Genomic DNA, 14,602 nt, shown 5'->3' on the forward strand with positions numbered 1-14,602 from the left:
GGGGGGGGTTTTTTTTTTTTTTTTTTTTTTTTTTTTTTGGGGGGGGGGGGGCGGGGGGGGGGGCGGGGCGCCCGCTGGGGGTTTTGGGGGGGTTTTTGGGGCCGCCCCCCCCCCCCCCGCGACAGCGATTCAACTCACATCGCAAGGGTCGTTTTTAGGCACGCCCTCAGACCAGCTTGTGCTCCATCGCGTACTTCACCAATTCAGCCAGCGACGTGATATTGAGCTTCTGCATCAACCGCGCCTTGTGGGTGCTGATGGTCTTGCTGCTCAGCGCCAGTTGCTGGGCGATGTCATTGACGTTGGCCCCTTGGGCGAGGCGTTCGAATACCGAAAACTCACGCTCGGACAACAACGAGTGCAGAGGCCGGCTGTCGGTCAGGCCCACCTCGAACACCATGCGGTCGGCCAGGTCAGGGTCGATGTAGCGCCCACCCGACGCCACCCGTCGGATCGCCGTCAGCAGCAGCGCGGGGTCGCTGTCTTTGGTGGCGTAGCCGGCGGCACCGATCTTCAGGGCGCGCGCGGCCATCTGCGCCTCATCGTGCATCGACAGCACCAGAATCGCTGGCGGATTGTTCAGCGCGCGAATCCGGGGAATCGCTTCCAGGCCGTTGACGCCGGGCATGGAGATATCCAGCAGCACCACTTCGCATTCGATATGACGCAGGGCCTCCAGAAGCTGTTCGCCATTCGCGGCCTCCCCCGCCACCTGAAGATCCTTGGCCAGGCCGATCAACTGCTTGATGCCCTCACGGACGATGGTGTGATCTTCGGCGACCAATACACGAATCACTGCACTTGCTCCTGCGCGACCTGTTCCAGCGGAATCTGGATACGCAAGGTTGTGCCTTCTCCCAGCGTGCTGTCCAGATGCAATCGTCCGCCCATGATCAGCACCCGCTCGCGCATGCCCACCAGACCAAACGACGCCGGGCGGTCCGCCGCCTGATCGAAGCCCTTGCCATCGTCCGCCACGCTCATGCACAGCACGCCCGCCTTGAGGCTCAGGTTCAGCTCGACCGAATGCGCCTCGGCATGCCGCATGACGTTGGTCAGCGCCTCCTGAAGAATGCGAAACAGGCCGATGGCCGTCGCATCGGCAAGCCTTGGCAGGTTGTCCGGCACCTGCACCAGACACGGAATCTGCGTGCGCGCCTCGAAGCGCCGGGCCTGCCACTCGATGGCGGACGCGATGCCCGCGTCCAGGATCGGCGGACGCAACGCCGTGGCCACGTCCCGCACCAGTTGGAACAGTTGGGCGATCAGGCGCTTCATGCTGTTGAGCCGCTCGCGCAATCCGGGATCAAGATCCGCGTAGGCCAGTTCGCACATGGAGGTTTCCAGCTTGAGCACGGTCAGCATCTGACCCAGCTCGTCGTGAACTTCCCGGGCGATGCGGGCCTTTTCCTCTTCCCGTACCGTTTCCAGGTGGGCCGACAACTCGCGCAACTGCTCGGCCAGCACCTGCAGGCGCGCCTCGCTTTCCTGCAATGCCGCCAGGGAACGTCGGCGCTCGGTGACGTCGGTGATGAATACCACCAGGTATTCAGCGGAGCGAAAGCGCAGGAAACTCAGGGAGACGTCAGCCGGGAGAATGCTGCCATCGGCGCGTACGCAATTGCTTTCGAAGTTCTGCGGCGCGTCGTCGCTGGCCCGGGCGTTCTTCCACAGGTTGAGCCAGCGGTCCATGTTCAGGCCCGGCTCGAAGTCGATCAACGGCCGGTCCACCACCCCGCCGCGCCCGTAGCCCAGCATGCTTTCGGCCGCCTGATTGGCGTAGCGCACGTGGCTGTCCCAGTTGACCCAGAGAATGCCCACGGTGCTCTGGTCGATGGAGAACTGCGCCAGACGCAGCGCCTCTTCGCCGGCCAGCCGCCTGGTGATGTCTTCGCGGGCGGCCAGCAACTCACGTTCGAGGGTCTGCTGCTGTTTGCGCTGCCAGTAGACAATCGCCGCGCTGGCCAGGAACAGCACCAGGAACAGCAGCGCGAGGTTCTTCCACAGCCCCGGCGACTCGCTGACCCGCGCGTACTTGGGCTGCAGCCACTGGGCATGCAATTGATCCAGATCCTTGGGGGCAATCGCGTTCAGCGCCTGGCTGATGATGTCGGCCAGTTCCGGCGCATCGCGTCGCGAGGCCACGCGCAACAGTTGCGGGAAGCCGATATCGCCCACCACCGCCAGATCGGCGAACTCGTTTTCCCGGGACAGGCGGCTGAGCTGGGCCTCATCGACCACGGCGTAGCGTGCCTGCTGGCTGAGCAGCAGTTGCAGGGCCTGGCGATCCAGCGGCACGCCCTGCAGATTCAGATGGGTGTAGTTGGAACGCAGGTAGTCAGCAGTCGCGCTGGGCATGCGCACGGCGATTCGCACCTGTTCGCCGAGCTTCTCAAGATCCACGGCGCCCGCACCGTCCCGCTCGCCCACGATCAGTTGCGGCACGCGCATGTAAGGGTCGGAAAACAGCCACATGCGCAGGCCCGCCGGGGTCTGGGTCAGGCCCGGGGCGAAATCGATCTGTCCCTCGGCGAGGGCTTTCTCAAGCTCGGCCTGATCGGAGAAGTTGCGCCACAGCAATTCGACCTGCAGGGTCCTGGCCATCAGGTTGACCAGATCCACGTTGGCCCCCGACAACACCTGCGCCCTGCGGTCGAACTGGGCATAGGGCGCCTGCAACACCAGGCCGACGCGCAGTTGTCCATGCTGGTTGAGCCAGTCACGCTGGGCGGCATTGAGCGGATCCGGCGGCGCGGGCGCCACGCCAGCCTGCGCCAGGCAGGACATGGCAATCAGCAGCACGCCCATCAAGAGCGCTCCCGGACAGCCGATAACCCGAAGGCACAGCACGCGGATTCTCAATCTGTCATCCCCACTTCCCTGAATCCTCGATCAATCATCTGGTGTGCATGGCGCCTGAAAGCGGGCGGCGCTACCCGGCCTGACAAACCGTCATCAACCCTTTAGGCTGCCAGAATTGTTTCTGGCCTTTGGAATATTCGATGTCCTACACCATTCGCGCAATGTTTCCCGCGATTTGCCTGACACTGATCTTACCTTGCTCGCAGATGACACTGGCGGCAGATCCAGCCCCGGCCAGCGGCGCGAAGCCTGAAGAAAAGGCGCCGGAACGTGCCGTGCTGCCATCACGCAGCCAGGAGGACTCACTGGCGCTGGAGCGGCGGATTCCTCAGATCGAACAGCAGCAGTTGCAGGCCGGCGATGAAAGTTTTCTGGCGTTGTGGAAGCCTGCCAACGTCGACGAGCCCAAGGGCGCGGTGGTGATCGTTCCTGGCGCGGGAGAGTCGGCGGACTGGCCCAACGCGGTCGGCCCACTGCGCAACAAACTGCCGGACGTGGGCTGGGCCAGCTTGAGCCTGACCCTTCCGGATGCTTACGAAGACGGCGTTTTCGCCCGGGCCGCCGAAGCGCCTGCCACCGACGACAAGGCCGCCGCTGACAAGGACAAGGCCAAAGCGCCGGACCCTGCGGCCAGCGCAGAAGCCGATGCTGCTGCGGCCGCCGCACAGGCTGCAGCCCAGGTGGAGCGGGACAAGGCGATTGCCGAGAAGATCTTCGCCCGCATCGACAGCGCCGTGACCTTCGCTCAACAGAACAAGGCCCATAGCGTGGTGCTGCTGGGACACGGAACGGGGGCCTATTGGGCAGCACGCTACATGAGCGAGCGACCTGCGCCGGCGGTGCAGAAACTGGTCATGGTGACGGCAGTGCAGACCAATCAGCAGACGCCAACGCTGCTGCAATTGCTGCCCACCCTCAAAGTGCCGACGGCGGACTTCGTCAACCGCGAACTGGCCGTGCCTCGGCAACAAGCCAAGGATCGCCTGGACGTGAGCAAACGCATCAAGAACGCCCGTTTCACCCAGGTCGCGCTCAACGCCATCCCCGGCAATACCGCAGGCGAGCAGGACCAGTTGTTCCGCCGGGTTCGCGGGTGGCTGGAGAGCGAATAAGCGCAACGCCGGTGAATCTCGCACCGTAGTAGTCCGGCTTGCCGGCGGGGGCGATCTTGAGGGCGCCTCGCCGGCAAGCCGGACTGCTACGGGGAGTGGGGTCGCTCACAAGTTTTCGGCACATCAGGCTGTAGGAGCGCGCTTGCCCGCGACGGCGGTGTGTCAGCCCGCTGATGAGGTGCAGGCAAAACCCCCATCGCGGGCAAGCGCGCTCCTACAATCAGGGATCAGCGGAACCCGCGGCGGTCGCGAATCACGGCGTAGGCGTTGTGCAGTTCGCGGGTTTTTTCGGTGGCGTCGCGCACCTGGGTCTGACTGGCGCCGGACCCTGCGATCTTGTCGGGATGGTGGCGACTGAGCAAACGCCGATACGCACGCTTGATCTGCGCCGGCTCCGAATCCGAGCGCACACCCAGCAGGCGCAACGCCTCCTGGTACTCCCCGCCACTGCTGGCAGGCGCACGGGTCCGTTGTTCATCCTCGGTAGCCGACAACGCTTCGACCCGCTCTGGCGTCCAGCCCAGCCACTTGCCCCACAGCACGATCAGACTGCGCTCGGCCCGTGAAGCCCTGCCGTCTGCCCACGCCATGCGCCAACTGGCGCGCAGCAAACCTTCGGCAGCATGGGGCTGGGTTTTCAGGCGATGCAGATGCACCTGCAGATTGTCGCGCCCATCCTTGCCACGATTGAACGCCGCAATCGCACGCCGCGTCGCCGCCTCGCTCAGGTCCAGGCGGCGCATTTCCACCCGGGCCTGCTGAATGTGACCGTCGACCACCCGGCCATCACTCTTGGCCACGCGCCCCAACAGGATGAACAGCAGCTCTTCATCCTGCGGAACGCTACGCCCTCGGGCGCGCTCCCACAGCTCCGCCAGGCTCTGCACATGCAGGCGCCGGTCCAGCGCCTGGCCGAGCAACGCGCCCAGCATGGCGCCCGGAATGCTGGCGATCGCATACCCGGTACCGCCGCCGATCACCGTGAATGGCCAAAGCATTTAGGACTTCACCGCAAGGATCTGCTCGACTTCCGCCAACCGCTCGTGGGTGCCGACATCCACCCAACGCCCGCTCAGGTGCTCACCGCTCACCTGCCCCTTGGCCATGGCGTCACGCAACAACGGCGCAAGCTTGAAAGCGCCCTCGCTGCATTCGGCAAACAGCTGCGGATGCAGGATGGCAATGCCGCTGTAGGTCAGGCGCGGCAAACTGGCGTCGTCCAGCACCTTGCCATCGACCAGCGCGAAATCGCCAGCCGGGTGATGCGCAGGATTATCCACCAGCACCAGATGCGCCAGGCCCTGAATGGGGCGGTTCAACCCGGCGAAATCACACTCGGTCCAGATGTCGCCATTGACCACCAGAAACGGCTCATCGCCCAGCAGTGGCAGCGCACGGAAGATGCCGCCACCGGTCTCCAGCGGTTCGCCTTCGGGCGAATAGCGGATGCTCAGGCCCAACTGCTCACCATCCCCCAGGTAATCTTCGATCTGCTGCCCGAGCCAGGCATGGTTGATGACCACATCGGTGAAGCCTGCGCGCTTGAGTGCGCGCAAGTGGTACTCGATCAGCGGCACGCCACCGGCGCGCACCAGCGGCTTGGGCGTGTGCAGGGTCAAGGGACGCAGGCGCTCGCCTTTGCCGGCGGCCAGAATCATCGCTTTCATGGGTTCCTCTTGGAAACAGTCTTCACATCCGTACCTTCAAAGCAGCAATTGATGCTCAGGCTTCTTGTTTTGGCTGGCCCAGGCTGGTCAGCAGGTTATTCAGTTCCACCAGCTCCGGCCGGCGAGCCAGCACGGCTTCTATATAAGAGAAGAAACGCGGGACATCGGCGACGTACCGCGGCTTGCCATCACGATGGCAAATGCGGGCAAAGATGCCGATTACCTTCAAGTGACGCTGAACCCCCATCAAATCACTGGCGCGGCGAAACTCCTGGAAATCATCCTGCACGGGAATGCCCAGTGCCACGGCCTTGTCCCAATACAGCTTGAGCCAACCCGCCACACGCTCTTCGGGCCAGCTCAGGAACGCATCCTTGAACAGGCAGGTGATGTCGTAGGTCACCGGGCCGTACACCGCATCCTGGAAATCCAGCACGCCGGGGTTGGGCTCGCTGAGCATCAGGTTTCGCGGCATGTAGTCGCGGTGAACCAGCACTTTGGGCTGCGCCAGGGCGTTCTCGATCAACAGTTCACTGACCCGCTGCCAACTGGCCTGCTGCGATGGGTCGAATTCCACACCCAGATGACGCTTCACGTACCACTCGGGAAAAAGCTCGAGCTCGCGGCGCAACAAGGCAACGTCGTAACTGGGCAGCGGTGCCTGCATCGGCAATTGCTGATAGGCAACCAGCGCGTCGATGGCATCGGCGAACAGTTGATCGGCATTTTGCTCATCGATCACATCCAGATAGGTTTTTCGCCCCAGATCATTGAGTAGCAAAAAGCCTTGATTCAGGTCTTCGGCATAAATTATCGGAACATTAATTCCCGATTCGCTCAATAAATGAGCGATATCCACGAACGGTTTGCAGTTTTCCTGAGGGGGCGGCGCATCCATCACAATAAAAGTGCGACCCTCGCCTTCCCAGCGGAAGTAACGACGGAAACTGGCGTCACTGCTGGCCGCAGTCAACGTGGCCGGGGGTACGGCGCCCCAGCCCTGTGCAGAAAACAATTTTGGCAGCTGCTCATCGAGCCAAACTTTCAGGTGTTGCAGGCGTACATCTTGATCTGGCATTGCAAGGGTCTCCGACGGCGCTAGCCGTCAAGCGGGTCATGCTTTATTATCCGACATCTTTTTCAGCCCATCGAGAGGCGTGCGGCCCCCCCGCGGGCAGATGGCGCGCAGGAAGCCCGGACTAATAAGATGGCATTGAAATCCCCCGCGTTTCGTAAAAAATTTCCGTTGCTGGTAACCGGCAGTTTGCTGGCGATGCAACCCCTGGCCACCCAGTACGTGGTTGCAGCTGAACAGTATGACTGCTCGGTGTCGGCAACAGGTTCCTGGGATTGCGCTCCAAAATCCAACGCAGCCCAGTTGCCTCCGCGGCCTGTGCACGACGCCAACAGCGTGTCGTCCAACAGCAGCACGGCGACTGAGAGCACAACGACCACCGAAAGCGGTGAAGTCGTGCCCAAGACGATGCTGGTCACCGAGGCCAAGGGCCGTGGCCTGAAATCGCGCAGCGCAGACTACAGCCATCTGGACTGGGTGCCACGCGAGAAGTTGACCGCTGCCCAACTGGCAGAGACCGGTCCTTACTGCTCCGGTGCCTACATCGAGCCTATTCGCCCTGGCATGGACGACAAGACCGCCAAGAGCGACGCGCCGACCTTCATCGGTGCCAAGGCCTCGCGCTACCAGCAGGAAGAACAGATCGCAACGCTGGCCGGTGACGTCGTCATGCGCCAGGGTTCGATGCAGGTCGAGTCCGACGAAGCCAGCCTGCACCAGGCCGAGAACCGTGGCGAGCTGAACGGCGATGTCCGTCTGCGCGACAACGGCGCCCTGATCGTGGGTGACCATGCTGAAATCCAGCTGGACACCGGCGAGGCGAAAGTCGACAACGCCGAGTACGTGCTGCACAAATCCAACGTGCGTGGTAACGCGCTGTACGCCCGTCGTGCAGAGAACGCGATCATCCGCCTCAAGGACGGTACGTACACCACGTGCGAACCGAACAGCAACGCCTGGACGGTCAAGGGCAACAACATCACCCTGAACCCGGCCACCGGCTTCGGTACCGCGACCAACGCAACCCTGCGCGTGAAGGACATTCCGATCCTCTACACGCCGTACATCTATTTCCCGATCGACGACCGTCGCCAGTCCGGCTTCCTGCCACCGACCATCGGTGCCAACAGCGACACCGGCTTCTCGTTGCTCACCCCGTACTACTTCAACCTGGCGCCTAACTACGACGCCACGTTGTACCCGACCTACATGGCCAAGCGCGGCCTGTTGCTCGAAGGCGAGTTCCGCTACCTGACCAAGAGCAGTGAAGGTCAGTTCGGTGCCGCTTACCTGAACGACGACAACGATGATCGCAAGCTGCAGTCCGATTACAAGGACACACGCTGGATGATCAACTGGCAGAACCGCAGCGGCCTGGATGAGCGCCTCACTGCCAAGGTCGACTACACCAGGGTCAGCGATCCTTACTACTTCAAGGATCTGAAAAGCGGTCAGGAAGGGGTCAGCACCCATGACTACCTGAACCAGCAAGGGGCTCTGGTCTACCGTGGCGACACCTACACCGCCGGGCTCAACGTCCAGCAGTACCAGTTGACCACAGTGACCCAGACCACGCCTTATGGCCGTCTGCCGCAACTGACCCTCAACGGTACGCTGCCGTACAACCCTGGCGGACTGCGATTCGGGTATGAATCCGAGCTGGTCCGGTTCGATCGTGACCTGCGCACTGGCCAGTACAGTGACGAAGACGGAATCTTGTCGAACCGACTGGACCGCTCCGTGTTCGGCATCGAACGCGCCAACGGCACCCGCCTGAACCTGGCGCCATCCATCAGCCTGCCGATGTCGGCGAGCTATGGTTACGTATTGCCGAAGCTGAAATACGTTTACACCAAGTACGATCTGGACCTGGATGGGCAGGGCAAGGCTGACCTGCTGACGGCCCGCAACCAGGGCGCCGGCTACCAGGAAAACTTCGACAGTGGCGTAGACCGCGCCGTGCCGATCTTCAGCGTGGACAGCGGCCTGTACTTCGACCGCAACACCAACTGGTTCGGCAAGAACTACCGCCAGACCCTGGAACCGCGTCTGTACTACCTCTACGTTCCGGAGAAGGATCAGAAAGACATCCCGATCTTCGACACGGGTGAAACCACGTTCAACTACGGTTCGCTGTTCCGCGACAACCGCTTTGTCGGCTCCGACCGCATCGGTGACGAGAACAAGCTGTCCCTGGGCGTGACCAACCGCTGGATCGAGGAAAACGGCTTCGAACGTCAGCGTTTCAGTATCGGCCAGGCGCTGTACTTCAAGGATCGCAAGGTTCAATTGCCGGGTATCGATGCAGACACCCGCAAGGACTCGCAATCCGACGTATCGCCGTATGCACTGGAATACGAATACCGCTTCAACCGTGACTGGCGTGCCACGTCGGACTTCAACTGGGACCCGGACAGCCGCAGCACCCGCTCCGGCAGCGCCATGGTTCACTACCAGCCTGAAGACGAGCCGGGCAAGATCATCAACGCAGGTTACCGGTACCGTAACGACCAGATCCGCTACGACCAGACCACCGGTCGCTGGACCGTGGGCGGCGGCGACGCGGTTCTGCCAGACGGCTCGGTCATCAAGGACTACTACAAGATCCAGCAGCACGACTTCTCGGTCATCTGGCCAGTCGTGCCGCAGTGGAGCGCCATTGCTCGTTGGCAGTTCGACTACAACCGCAACCGTACCCTCGAGGCCTTCGGTGGTTTCGAATACGACAACTGCTGCTGGAAGCTGCGTTTGATCAACCGCTACTGGGTTGACTACGACGAATCCACTCAAGAAGTTGCGAGCAACGAGAAAGGCGACCGCGGCATCTTCCTACAAATCGTGTTGAAGGGACTTGGCGGCGTTGTTGGCCAAAAAGTTGAAAGCTTCCTCGACAAAGGCATCCAAGGTTATCGTGAACGTGAAGACCAAGCTTTCTGATTGTCTGCGCCCGCTGATGCTGGGCGCGCTGCTCATCGGTACCGTAGCGCACGCTGAAGTGCGCTCCATCGACAAGGTTGTAGCCATCGTCGACAACGACGTGGTCATGCAAAGCCAGCTCGACCAACGCACCCGTGAAGTTCAGCAAACCATCGCCAAGCGCGGCCAGGGCGTCCCCCCGGCCAGCGCACTGGAATCCCAAGTCCTGGATCGTCTGATCCTGGAAAACCTGCAGTTGCAGATCGGCGAGCGCTCCGGCATTCGAATCACCGACGAAGAACTGAACCAGGCGGTCGGCACCATCGCTCAACGCAACAACATGAGCATCGAGCAGTTCAAGGCGGCGCTGGCCCACGACGGCCTGTCGTACAACACCGCCCGTGAGCAGATCCGCCGTGAAATGGTCATCAGCCGGGTGCGTCAGCGCCGGGTCGCCGAGCGTATCCAGGTGTCGGAACAGGAAGTGAAGAACTTCCTGGCTTCGGACCTGGGCAAGGCGCAGTTCTCCGAAGAATTCCACTTGGCCAACATCCTGATTCCTACCCCTGACAGCGCCTCTTCGGACCAGATCCAGGCAGCCGCGGTCAAGGCCAAGGACATCTACGGCAAGTTGCAGCAAGGCGCCAACTTCGAACAACTGGCGATCTCTTCCTCGGCCAGCGAAAGCGCTCTGGACGGCGGCGACATGGGCTGGCGTAAAGCCGCTCAACTGCCACCGCCATTCGGCGACATGCTCAACTCGATGAGCCCGGGCGAAGTGACACCTCCTGCCCGTACCCCAGGCGGTTTCATCATCCTCAAGTTGCTGGCAAAACGCGGCGGCGAGAATCAGACCCAGATGCGCGACGAAGTCCATGTTCGTCACATCCTGATCAAGCCAAGCGAAATCCGCAGCGAAGCTGAAACCAAGATGCTCGCGCAGCGCATCTACGACCGTATCCAGAATGGCGAAGACTTTGCAGAACTTGCGAAGAACTTCTCCGAAGACCCGGGTTCGGCGCTCAACGGCGGCGACATGAACTGGGTTGATCCGCGCACGCTGGTACCGGAATTCCGCGATGTGATGAACGAGACCCCGCAAGGTGTCGTTTCCAAGCCGTTCCAGACTCAATTCGGCTGGCACGTTCTGGAAGTGTTGGGCCGTCGTGCAACCGACAGCACCAACCAGGCTCGCGAGCAACAGGCCATGACCGTACTGCGTAACCGCAAATACGACGAAGAGCTGCAAACCTGGCTGCGTCAGATCCGCGACGAAGCCTATGTAGAAATCAAGCTCCCTGGCGCTGACCAGGCTGCCAAGTGAAACCCCAGCGTTTCGCCCTGACACCCGGCGAGCCCGCCGGCATTGGTCCTGACCTCTGCCTGCTGCTCGCCGCGCAGTCCCAGCCTCATCCCCTGATTGCCATCACCAGTTGCGACCTGCTCAACGAGCGGGCCGCGCAACTGGGCGTGGCCGTCAGCCTGATTCCCGTCACGCCGGATGCCTTTCCCGACCTGCCCGCCCCTGCCGGCAGTCTGTATGTGTGGGACACCCCGCTGGGTGCGCCTGTCATCACCGGGCAACTGGACAAGGCCAACGGCAGTTTCGTACTTGAAACCCTGACCCGCGCCGGGCAAGGCTGCATCGACGGCCAGTTCGCCGGAATGATTACCGCACCGGTGCACAAGGGCGTCATCAACGAAAGCGGCATCCCGTTCTCCGGGCATACCGAATTCCTGGCCGAACTGACCCACACCGAACAGGTGGTGATGATGCTCGCCACTGGCGATCTGCGGGTGGCACTGGTGACCACTCACCTGCCCCTGCGTGACATCGCCGATGCGATCACCCCGGACCGGCTGGAGCGCGTCACGCGCATTCTCCACGCTGACCTGGTCAACAAGTTCGGCATCGCCCATCCGCGCATTCTGGTCTGTGGCCTGAATCCGCACGCGGGCGAAGGCGGCCATCTGGGCCGCGAAGAAATCGACATCATCGAACCAACCCTGGAGCGTCTGCGCAGCGATGGCCTGGATTTGCGCGGCCCGCTGCCCGCCGACACTCTGTTTACCCCCAAATATCTGGAGCACTGCGACGCAGTGCTGGCGATGTACCACGACCAGGGCCTGCCCGTGCTCAAGTACAAAGGCTTCGGGGCCGCCGTCAACGTCACCCTTGGCCTGCCGATCATCCGCACATCCGTGGACCACGGCACGGCGCTGGACCTGGCAGGCAGCGGCAAGATCGACACCGGCAGCCTCAAGGTCGCGTTGCACACCGCCTATCAGATGGCCGAGACCCGTAAATGACCGAGCAATACCAACACAAGGCGCGCAAGCGCTTCGGCCAGAACTTCCTGCACGACGCAGGCGTTATCGACAAGATCCTGCGCTCGATCCGCGCCAAGGCCGAGGACCGCATGCTGGAAATCGGCCCGGGCCAGGGCGCCCTGACCGAAGGCCTGCTGAGCAGCGGCGCGCAACTGGACGTCGTCGAGCTGGACAAGGATCTGGTGCCGATCCTGATGCAGCAGTTCAGCCACCTGAGCAACTTCAACCTGCACCAGGGCGATGCGCTGAAGTTCGACTTCACCAGCCTGAACGCGGCCCCCAGCAGCCTGCGCGTGGTCGGTAACCTGCCGTATAACATTTCCACGCCGCTGATTTTCCATCTGCTGCAGAACGCCCACTTGATCCGCGACATGCACTTCATGCTGCAGAAAGAAGTGGTCGAGCGCCTGGCCGCAGGGCCTGGCGGTGGCGATTGGGGCCGTCTGTCGATCATGGTCCAGTACCACTGCCGCGTGGAGCATCTGTTCAACGTAGGCCCGGGCGCGTTCAACCCGCCGCCGAAAGTCGACTCGGCCATCGTGCGCCTGGTGCCGCACGAAACCCTGCCGCACCCGGCCAAGGATCACCGCGTGCTTGAGCGCGTGGTGCGCGAGGCGTTCAACCAGCGCCGCAAGACCCTGCGCAACACGCTCAAGGCGCTGCTCACCAGCGAGGAAATTTCCGAAGCTGGCGTAGACGGCAGCCTGCGCCCCGAGCAGCTGGATCTGGCTGCGTTCGTGCGCCTGGCTGACAAACTCAGCGACAAGCCTGTCGTCTGATACCTGCAAGGACATGTCCGGGGCCAAGCCGCCATTGGTTTTTTACCCGTGACATGTCCTAGACTGAACCCTTTCCGGGCTTTTCCGGCTTTTTCCGCTCCCGCTTTAAGGCCTCTCGCATGTCCGATCCTCGTTATCAGGTCGACGTCAGCGTCGTTACCCGCTTCCTCGCCGAACAGTCTCAGCCCGAGCAGAACCGCTTTGCGTTCGCGTACACCATCACCGTGCACAACAACGGTGAACTGCCTGCCAAGCTGCTGTCGCGTCACTGGGTGATCACCGACGGCGACGGCCATGTCGAAGAAGTTCGCGGCGAGGGCGTCGTGGGCCAGCAGCCGCTGATCCAGGCCGGAGAAAGCCACACCTACAGCAGCGGCACCGTGATGACGACCAAGGTCGGCAACATGCAGGGCACTTATCAGATGCTCGCCGAAGACGGCAAACGCTTCGACGCGGTCATCGCCCCCTTCCGGCTGGCGGTACCGGGGGCGCTTCACTGATGACGGTTTACGCGGTCGGCGATCTGCAAGGTTGCCTTGAACCTCTGAAATGCCTGCTGGAGCGCGTTTCGTTCGAACGTGGCAAAGACACACTCTGGCTGGTGGGCGACCTGGTCAATCGCGGTCCCCAGTCGCTGGAAACCCTGCGTTACCTCTATGCCATGCGCGACTCCGTGGTCTGCGTGCTGGGCAATCACGACCTGCACCTGCTGGCTGCCGGGCGCAACATCGAACGCCTGAAAAAGGGCGACACCCTGCGCGAAATCCTCGAAGCGCCCGATGCCAGGGACCTGCTCGACTGGCTGCGCCAGCAGAAGCTGCTGCACTACGACGCCGAGCGTGACATCGCCCTGGTGCACGCAGGGATCCCGCCGCAGTGGACCTTGAAGAAGGCCCTGCGCTGCGCCGAAGAAGTCGAAGAGGCCCTGCGCGACGACAACCTGTTCGAGCCGTTTCTGGATGGGATGTACGGCAACGAGCCGGCCAAGTGGGACAAGGACCTGCACGGCGTCACGCGGCTGCGGGTCATCACCAATTACTTCACGCGCATGCGCTTCTGCACCGCTGACGGCAAGCTGGACCTCAAGAGCAAGGAAGGCCTGGACAGCGCTCCAGATGGCTACCTGCCATGGTTCAGCCACAAGGATCGCAAGACCCGCGGCCTGAACATCATCTTCGGCCATTGGGCTGCCCTAGAAGGGCGATGCGAAGAGCCTGGCGTCTACGCCCTGGACACCGGCTGCGTGTGGGGCGGCAGGATGCGCATGCTCAACGTCGATACCCGACAGTTGATCCACTGCGACTGCGACGAGCGCGGCAACCTTGCCCCTTCAACATCCAGCAACCCTGGCACTGGCGACTCCATCGCAGCCCGGCGTTAGAATTCCCTTTTCCGTTCTCGAACCGTCGAGAACCCAACGGCCCAGGAGCCCACGCCATGACCGACTTCAAACGCATTCCGCCGGAGCAGGCCCAGGTCCTGCGTGAAAAAGGCGCGGTGCTGGTCGATGTTCGCGACGCACAGACGTTCGCCAGCAACCACATCCCCGACTCGCATCATCTGGACAATCATTCCATTGCCGATTTCATCCGCAATGCCGATCTCGACAAACCGCTCGTCGTCGTCTGCTACCACGGCAACTCCAGCCAGAGCGCCGCAGCCTATCTTGTAGGTCAGGGCTTCTCCGAGGTCTACAGCATGGATGGCGGTTTCGAACTGTGGAAAACCACTTTCCCCGCAGAAACCGCACAAGGCTGATTCGAAAATATTTTTTTGACGCCCGATCCCGCGTTCTACGCGGGCTCGCGCCCTCAACTGACGAACGGTAAGCCTGCCTTCACGCGCATTCCTTCTTTGTAT

General features: G+C 62.1%; 13 protein-coding genes. 8 read left to right on the forward strand and 5 right to left on the reverse strand.

Features of this window, described 5'->3' with window-relative positions; translation table 11 throughout:
- Positions 1–166: 166 nt before the first annotated feature.
- Together ACIPO9_RS17900 and ACIPO9_RS17905 are read right to left on the reverse strand one after the other, a co-directional pair.
- Positions 167–796: a response regulator transcription factor gene (locus tag ACIPO9_RS17900; protein ID WP_274136780.1), complete on the reverse strand. Its 630-nt coding sequence runs from the start codon at positions 794–796 to the stop codon at positions 167–169.
- A complete protein-coding gene (locus ACIPO9_RS17905) occupies positions 793–2,808 on the reverse strand; it encodes a histidine kinase (RefSeq protein WP_400782531.1) in 2,016 nt (671 codons plus the stop codon). Before ACIPO9_RS17905 ends, ACIPO9_RS17900 begins: the two co-directional genes overlap by 4 nt.
- 194 nt (positions 2,809–3,002) lie before the next feature.
- Between ACIPO9_RS17905 and ACIPO9_RS17910 the strand changes: the two genes are divergently transcribed.
- Positions 3,003–3,974 (forward strand): alpha/beta hydrolase family protein, encoded by a 972-nt coding sequence (locus tag ACIPO9_RS17910; RefSeq protein ID WP_400782534.1) that lies wholly within the window; start codon positions 3,003–3,005, stop codon positions 3,972–3,974.
- Positions 3,975–4,201: 227 nt separating this feature from the next.
- Here ACIPO9_RS17910 and ACIPO9_RS17915 read toward each other — a convergent pair whose 3' ends face one another.
- The 3 genes from ACIPO9_RS17915 to ACIPO9_RS17925 are packed head-to-tail and all read right to left on the reverse strand — an operon-like array spanning position 4,202 to position 6,719.
- Complete coding sequence (locus ACIPO9_RS17915; protein WP_400782535.1) at positions 4,202–4,972, reverse strand: TerB family tellurite resistance protein; 771 nt, start codon at positions 4,970–4,972, stop codon at positions 4,202–4,204.
- Complete coding sequence (gene murU, locus ACIPO9_RS17920) at positions 4,973–5,641, reverse strand: N-acetylmuramate alpha-1-phosphate uridylyltransferase MurU (protein ID WP_274131438.1); 669 nt, start codon at positions 5,639–5,641, stop codon at positions 4,973–4,975.
- A 55-nt stretch (positions 5,642–5,696) separates the two neighbouring features.
- Positions 5,697–6,719 carry an aminoglycoside phosphotransferase family protein gene (locus ACIPO9_RS17925; RefSeq protein WP_400782537.1) on the reverse strand — a complete coding sequence of 341 codons (1,023 nt, stop codon included), beginning with the start codon at positions 6,717–6,719 and terminating at the stop codon, positions 5,697–5,699.
- A gap of 129 nt (positions 6,720–6,848) precedes the next feature.
- On the opposite strand from ACIPO9_RS17925, the gene ACIPO9_RS17930 reads away from it, so the two are divergent.
- The 7 genes from ACIPO9_RS17930 to glpE all read left to right on the forward strand — a co-directional run bounded on the left by ACIPO9_RS17930 (position 6,849) and on the right by glpE (position 14,500).
- Positions 6,849–9,653: an LPS-assembly protein LptD gene (locus ACIPO9_RS17930; RefSeq protein WP_274131442.1), complete on the forward strand. Its 2,805-nt coding sequence runs from the start codon at positions 6,849–6,851 to the stop codon at positions 9,651–9,653.
- On the forward strand, positions 9,634–10,956 hold the full coding sequence (locus ACIPO9_RS17935) for a peptidylprolyl isomerase (protein ID WP_274131445.1): 1,323 nt from the start codon (positions 9,634–9,636) through the stop codon (positions 10,954–10,956). Before ACIPO9_RS17930 ends, ACIPO9_RS17935 begins: the two co-directional genes overlap by 20 nt.
- On the forward strand, positions 10,953–11,942 hold the full coding sequence (pdxA, locus tag ACIPO9_RS17940; RefSeq protein ID WP_400782539.1) for a 4-hydroxythreonine-4-phosphate dehydrogenase PdxA: 990 nt from the start codon (positions 10,953–10,955) through the stop codon (positions 11,940–11,942). Before ACIPO9_RS17935 ends, pdxA begins: the two co-directional genes overlap by 4 nt.
- The gene (gene rsmA, locus ACIPO9_RS17945) at positions 11,939–12,742 is read left to right on the forward strand and encodes a 16S rRNA (adenine(1518)-N(6)/adenine(1519)-N(6))-dimethyltransferase RsmA (RefSeq protein WP_274131449.1); all 804 of its coding nucleotides are present in this window, start codon (positions 11,939–11,941) and stop codon (positions 12,740–12,742) included. Before pdxA ends, rsmA begins: the two co-directional genes overlap by 4 nt.
- A gap of 119 nt (positions 12,743–12,861) precedes the next feature.
- The gene (gene apaG, locus ACIPO9_RS17950) at positions 12,862–13,242 is read left to right on the forward strand and encodes a Co2+/Mg2+ efflux protein ApaG (RefSeq protein ID WP_400608606.1); all 381 of its coding nucleotides are present in this window, start codon (positions 12,862–12,864) and stop codon (positions 13,240–13,242) included.
- A complete protein-coding gene (locus ACIPO9_RS17955; RefSeq protein WP_274131453.1) occupies positions 13,242–14,123 on the forward strand; it encodes a symmetrical bis(5'-nucleosyl)-tetraphosphatase in 882 nt (293 codons plus the stop codon). Before apaG ends, ACIPO9_RS17955 begins: the two co-directional genes overlap by 1 nt.
- 56 nt (positions 14,124–14,179) lie before the next feature.
- Positions 14,180–14,500 carry a thiosulfate sulfurtransferase GlpE gene (gene glpE, locus ACIPO9_RS17960; protein ID WP_400782542.1) on the forward strand — a complete coding sequence of 107 codons (321 nt, stop codon included), beginning with the start codon at positions 14,180–14,182 and terminating at the stop codon, positions 14,498–14,500.
- Positions 14,501–14,602: the final 102 nt, after the last annotated feature.

The organism is Pseudomonas sp. NPDC090203, assembly GCF_044746765.1.
GTDB lineage: Bacteria > Pseudomonadota > Gammaproteobacteria > Pseudomonadales > Pseudomonadaceae > Aquipseudomonas > Aquipseudomonas putida_AD.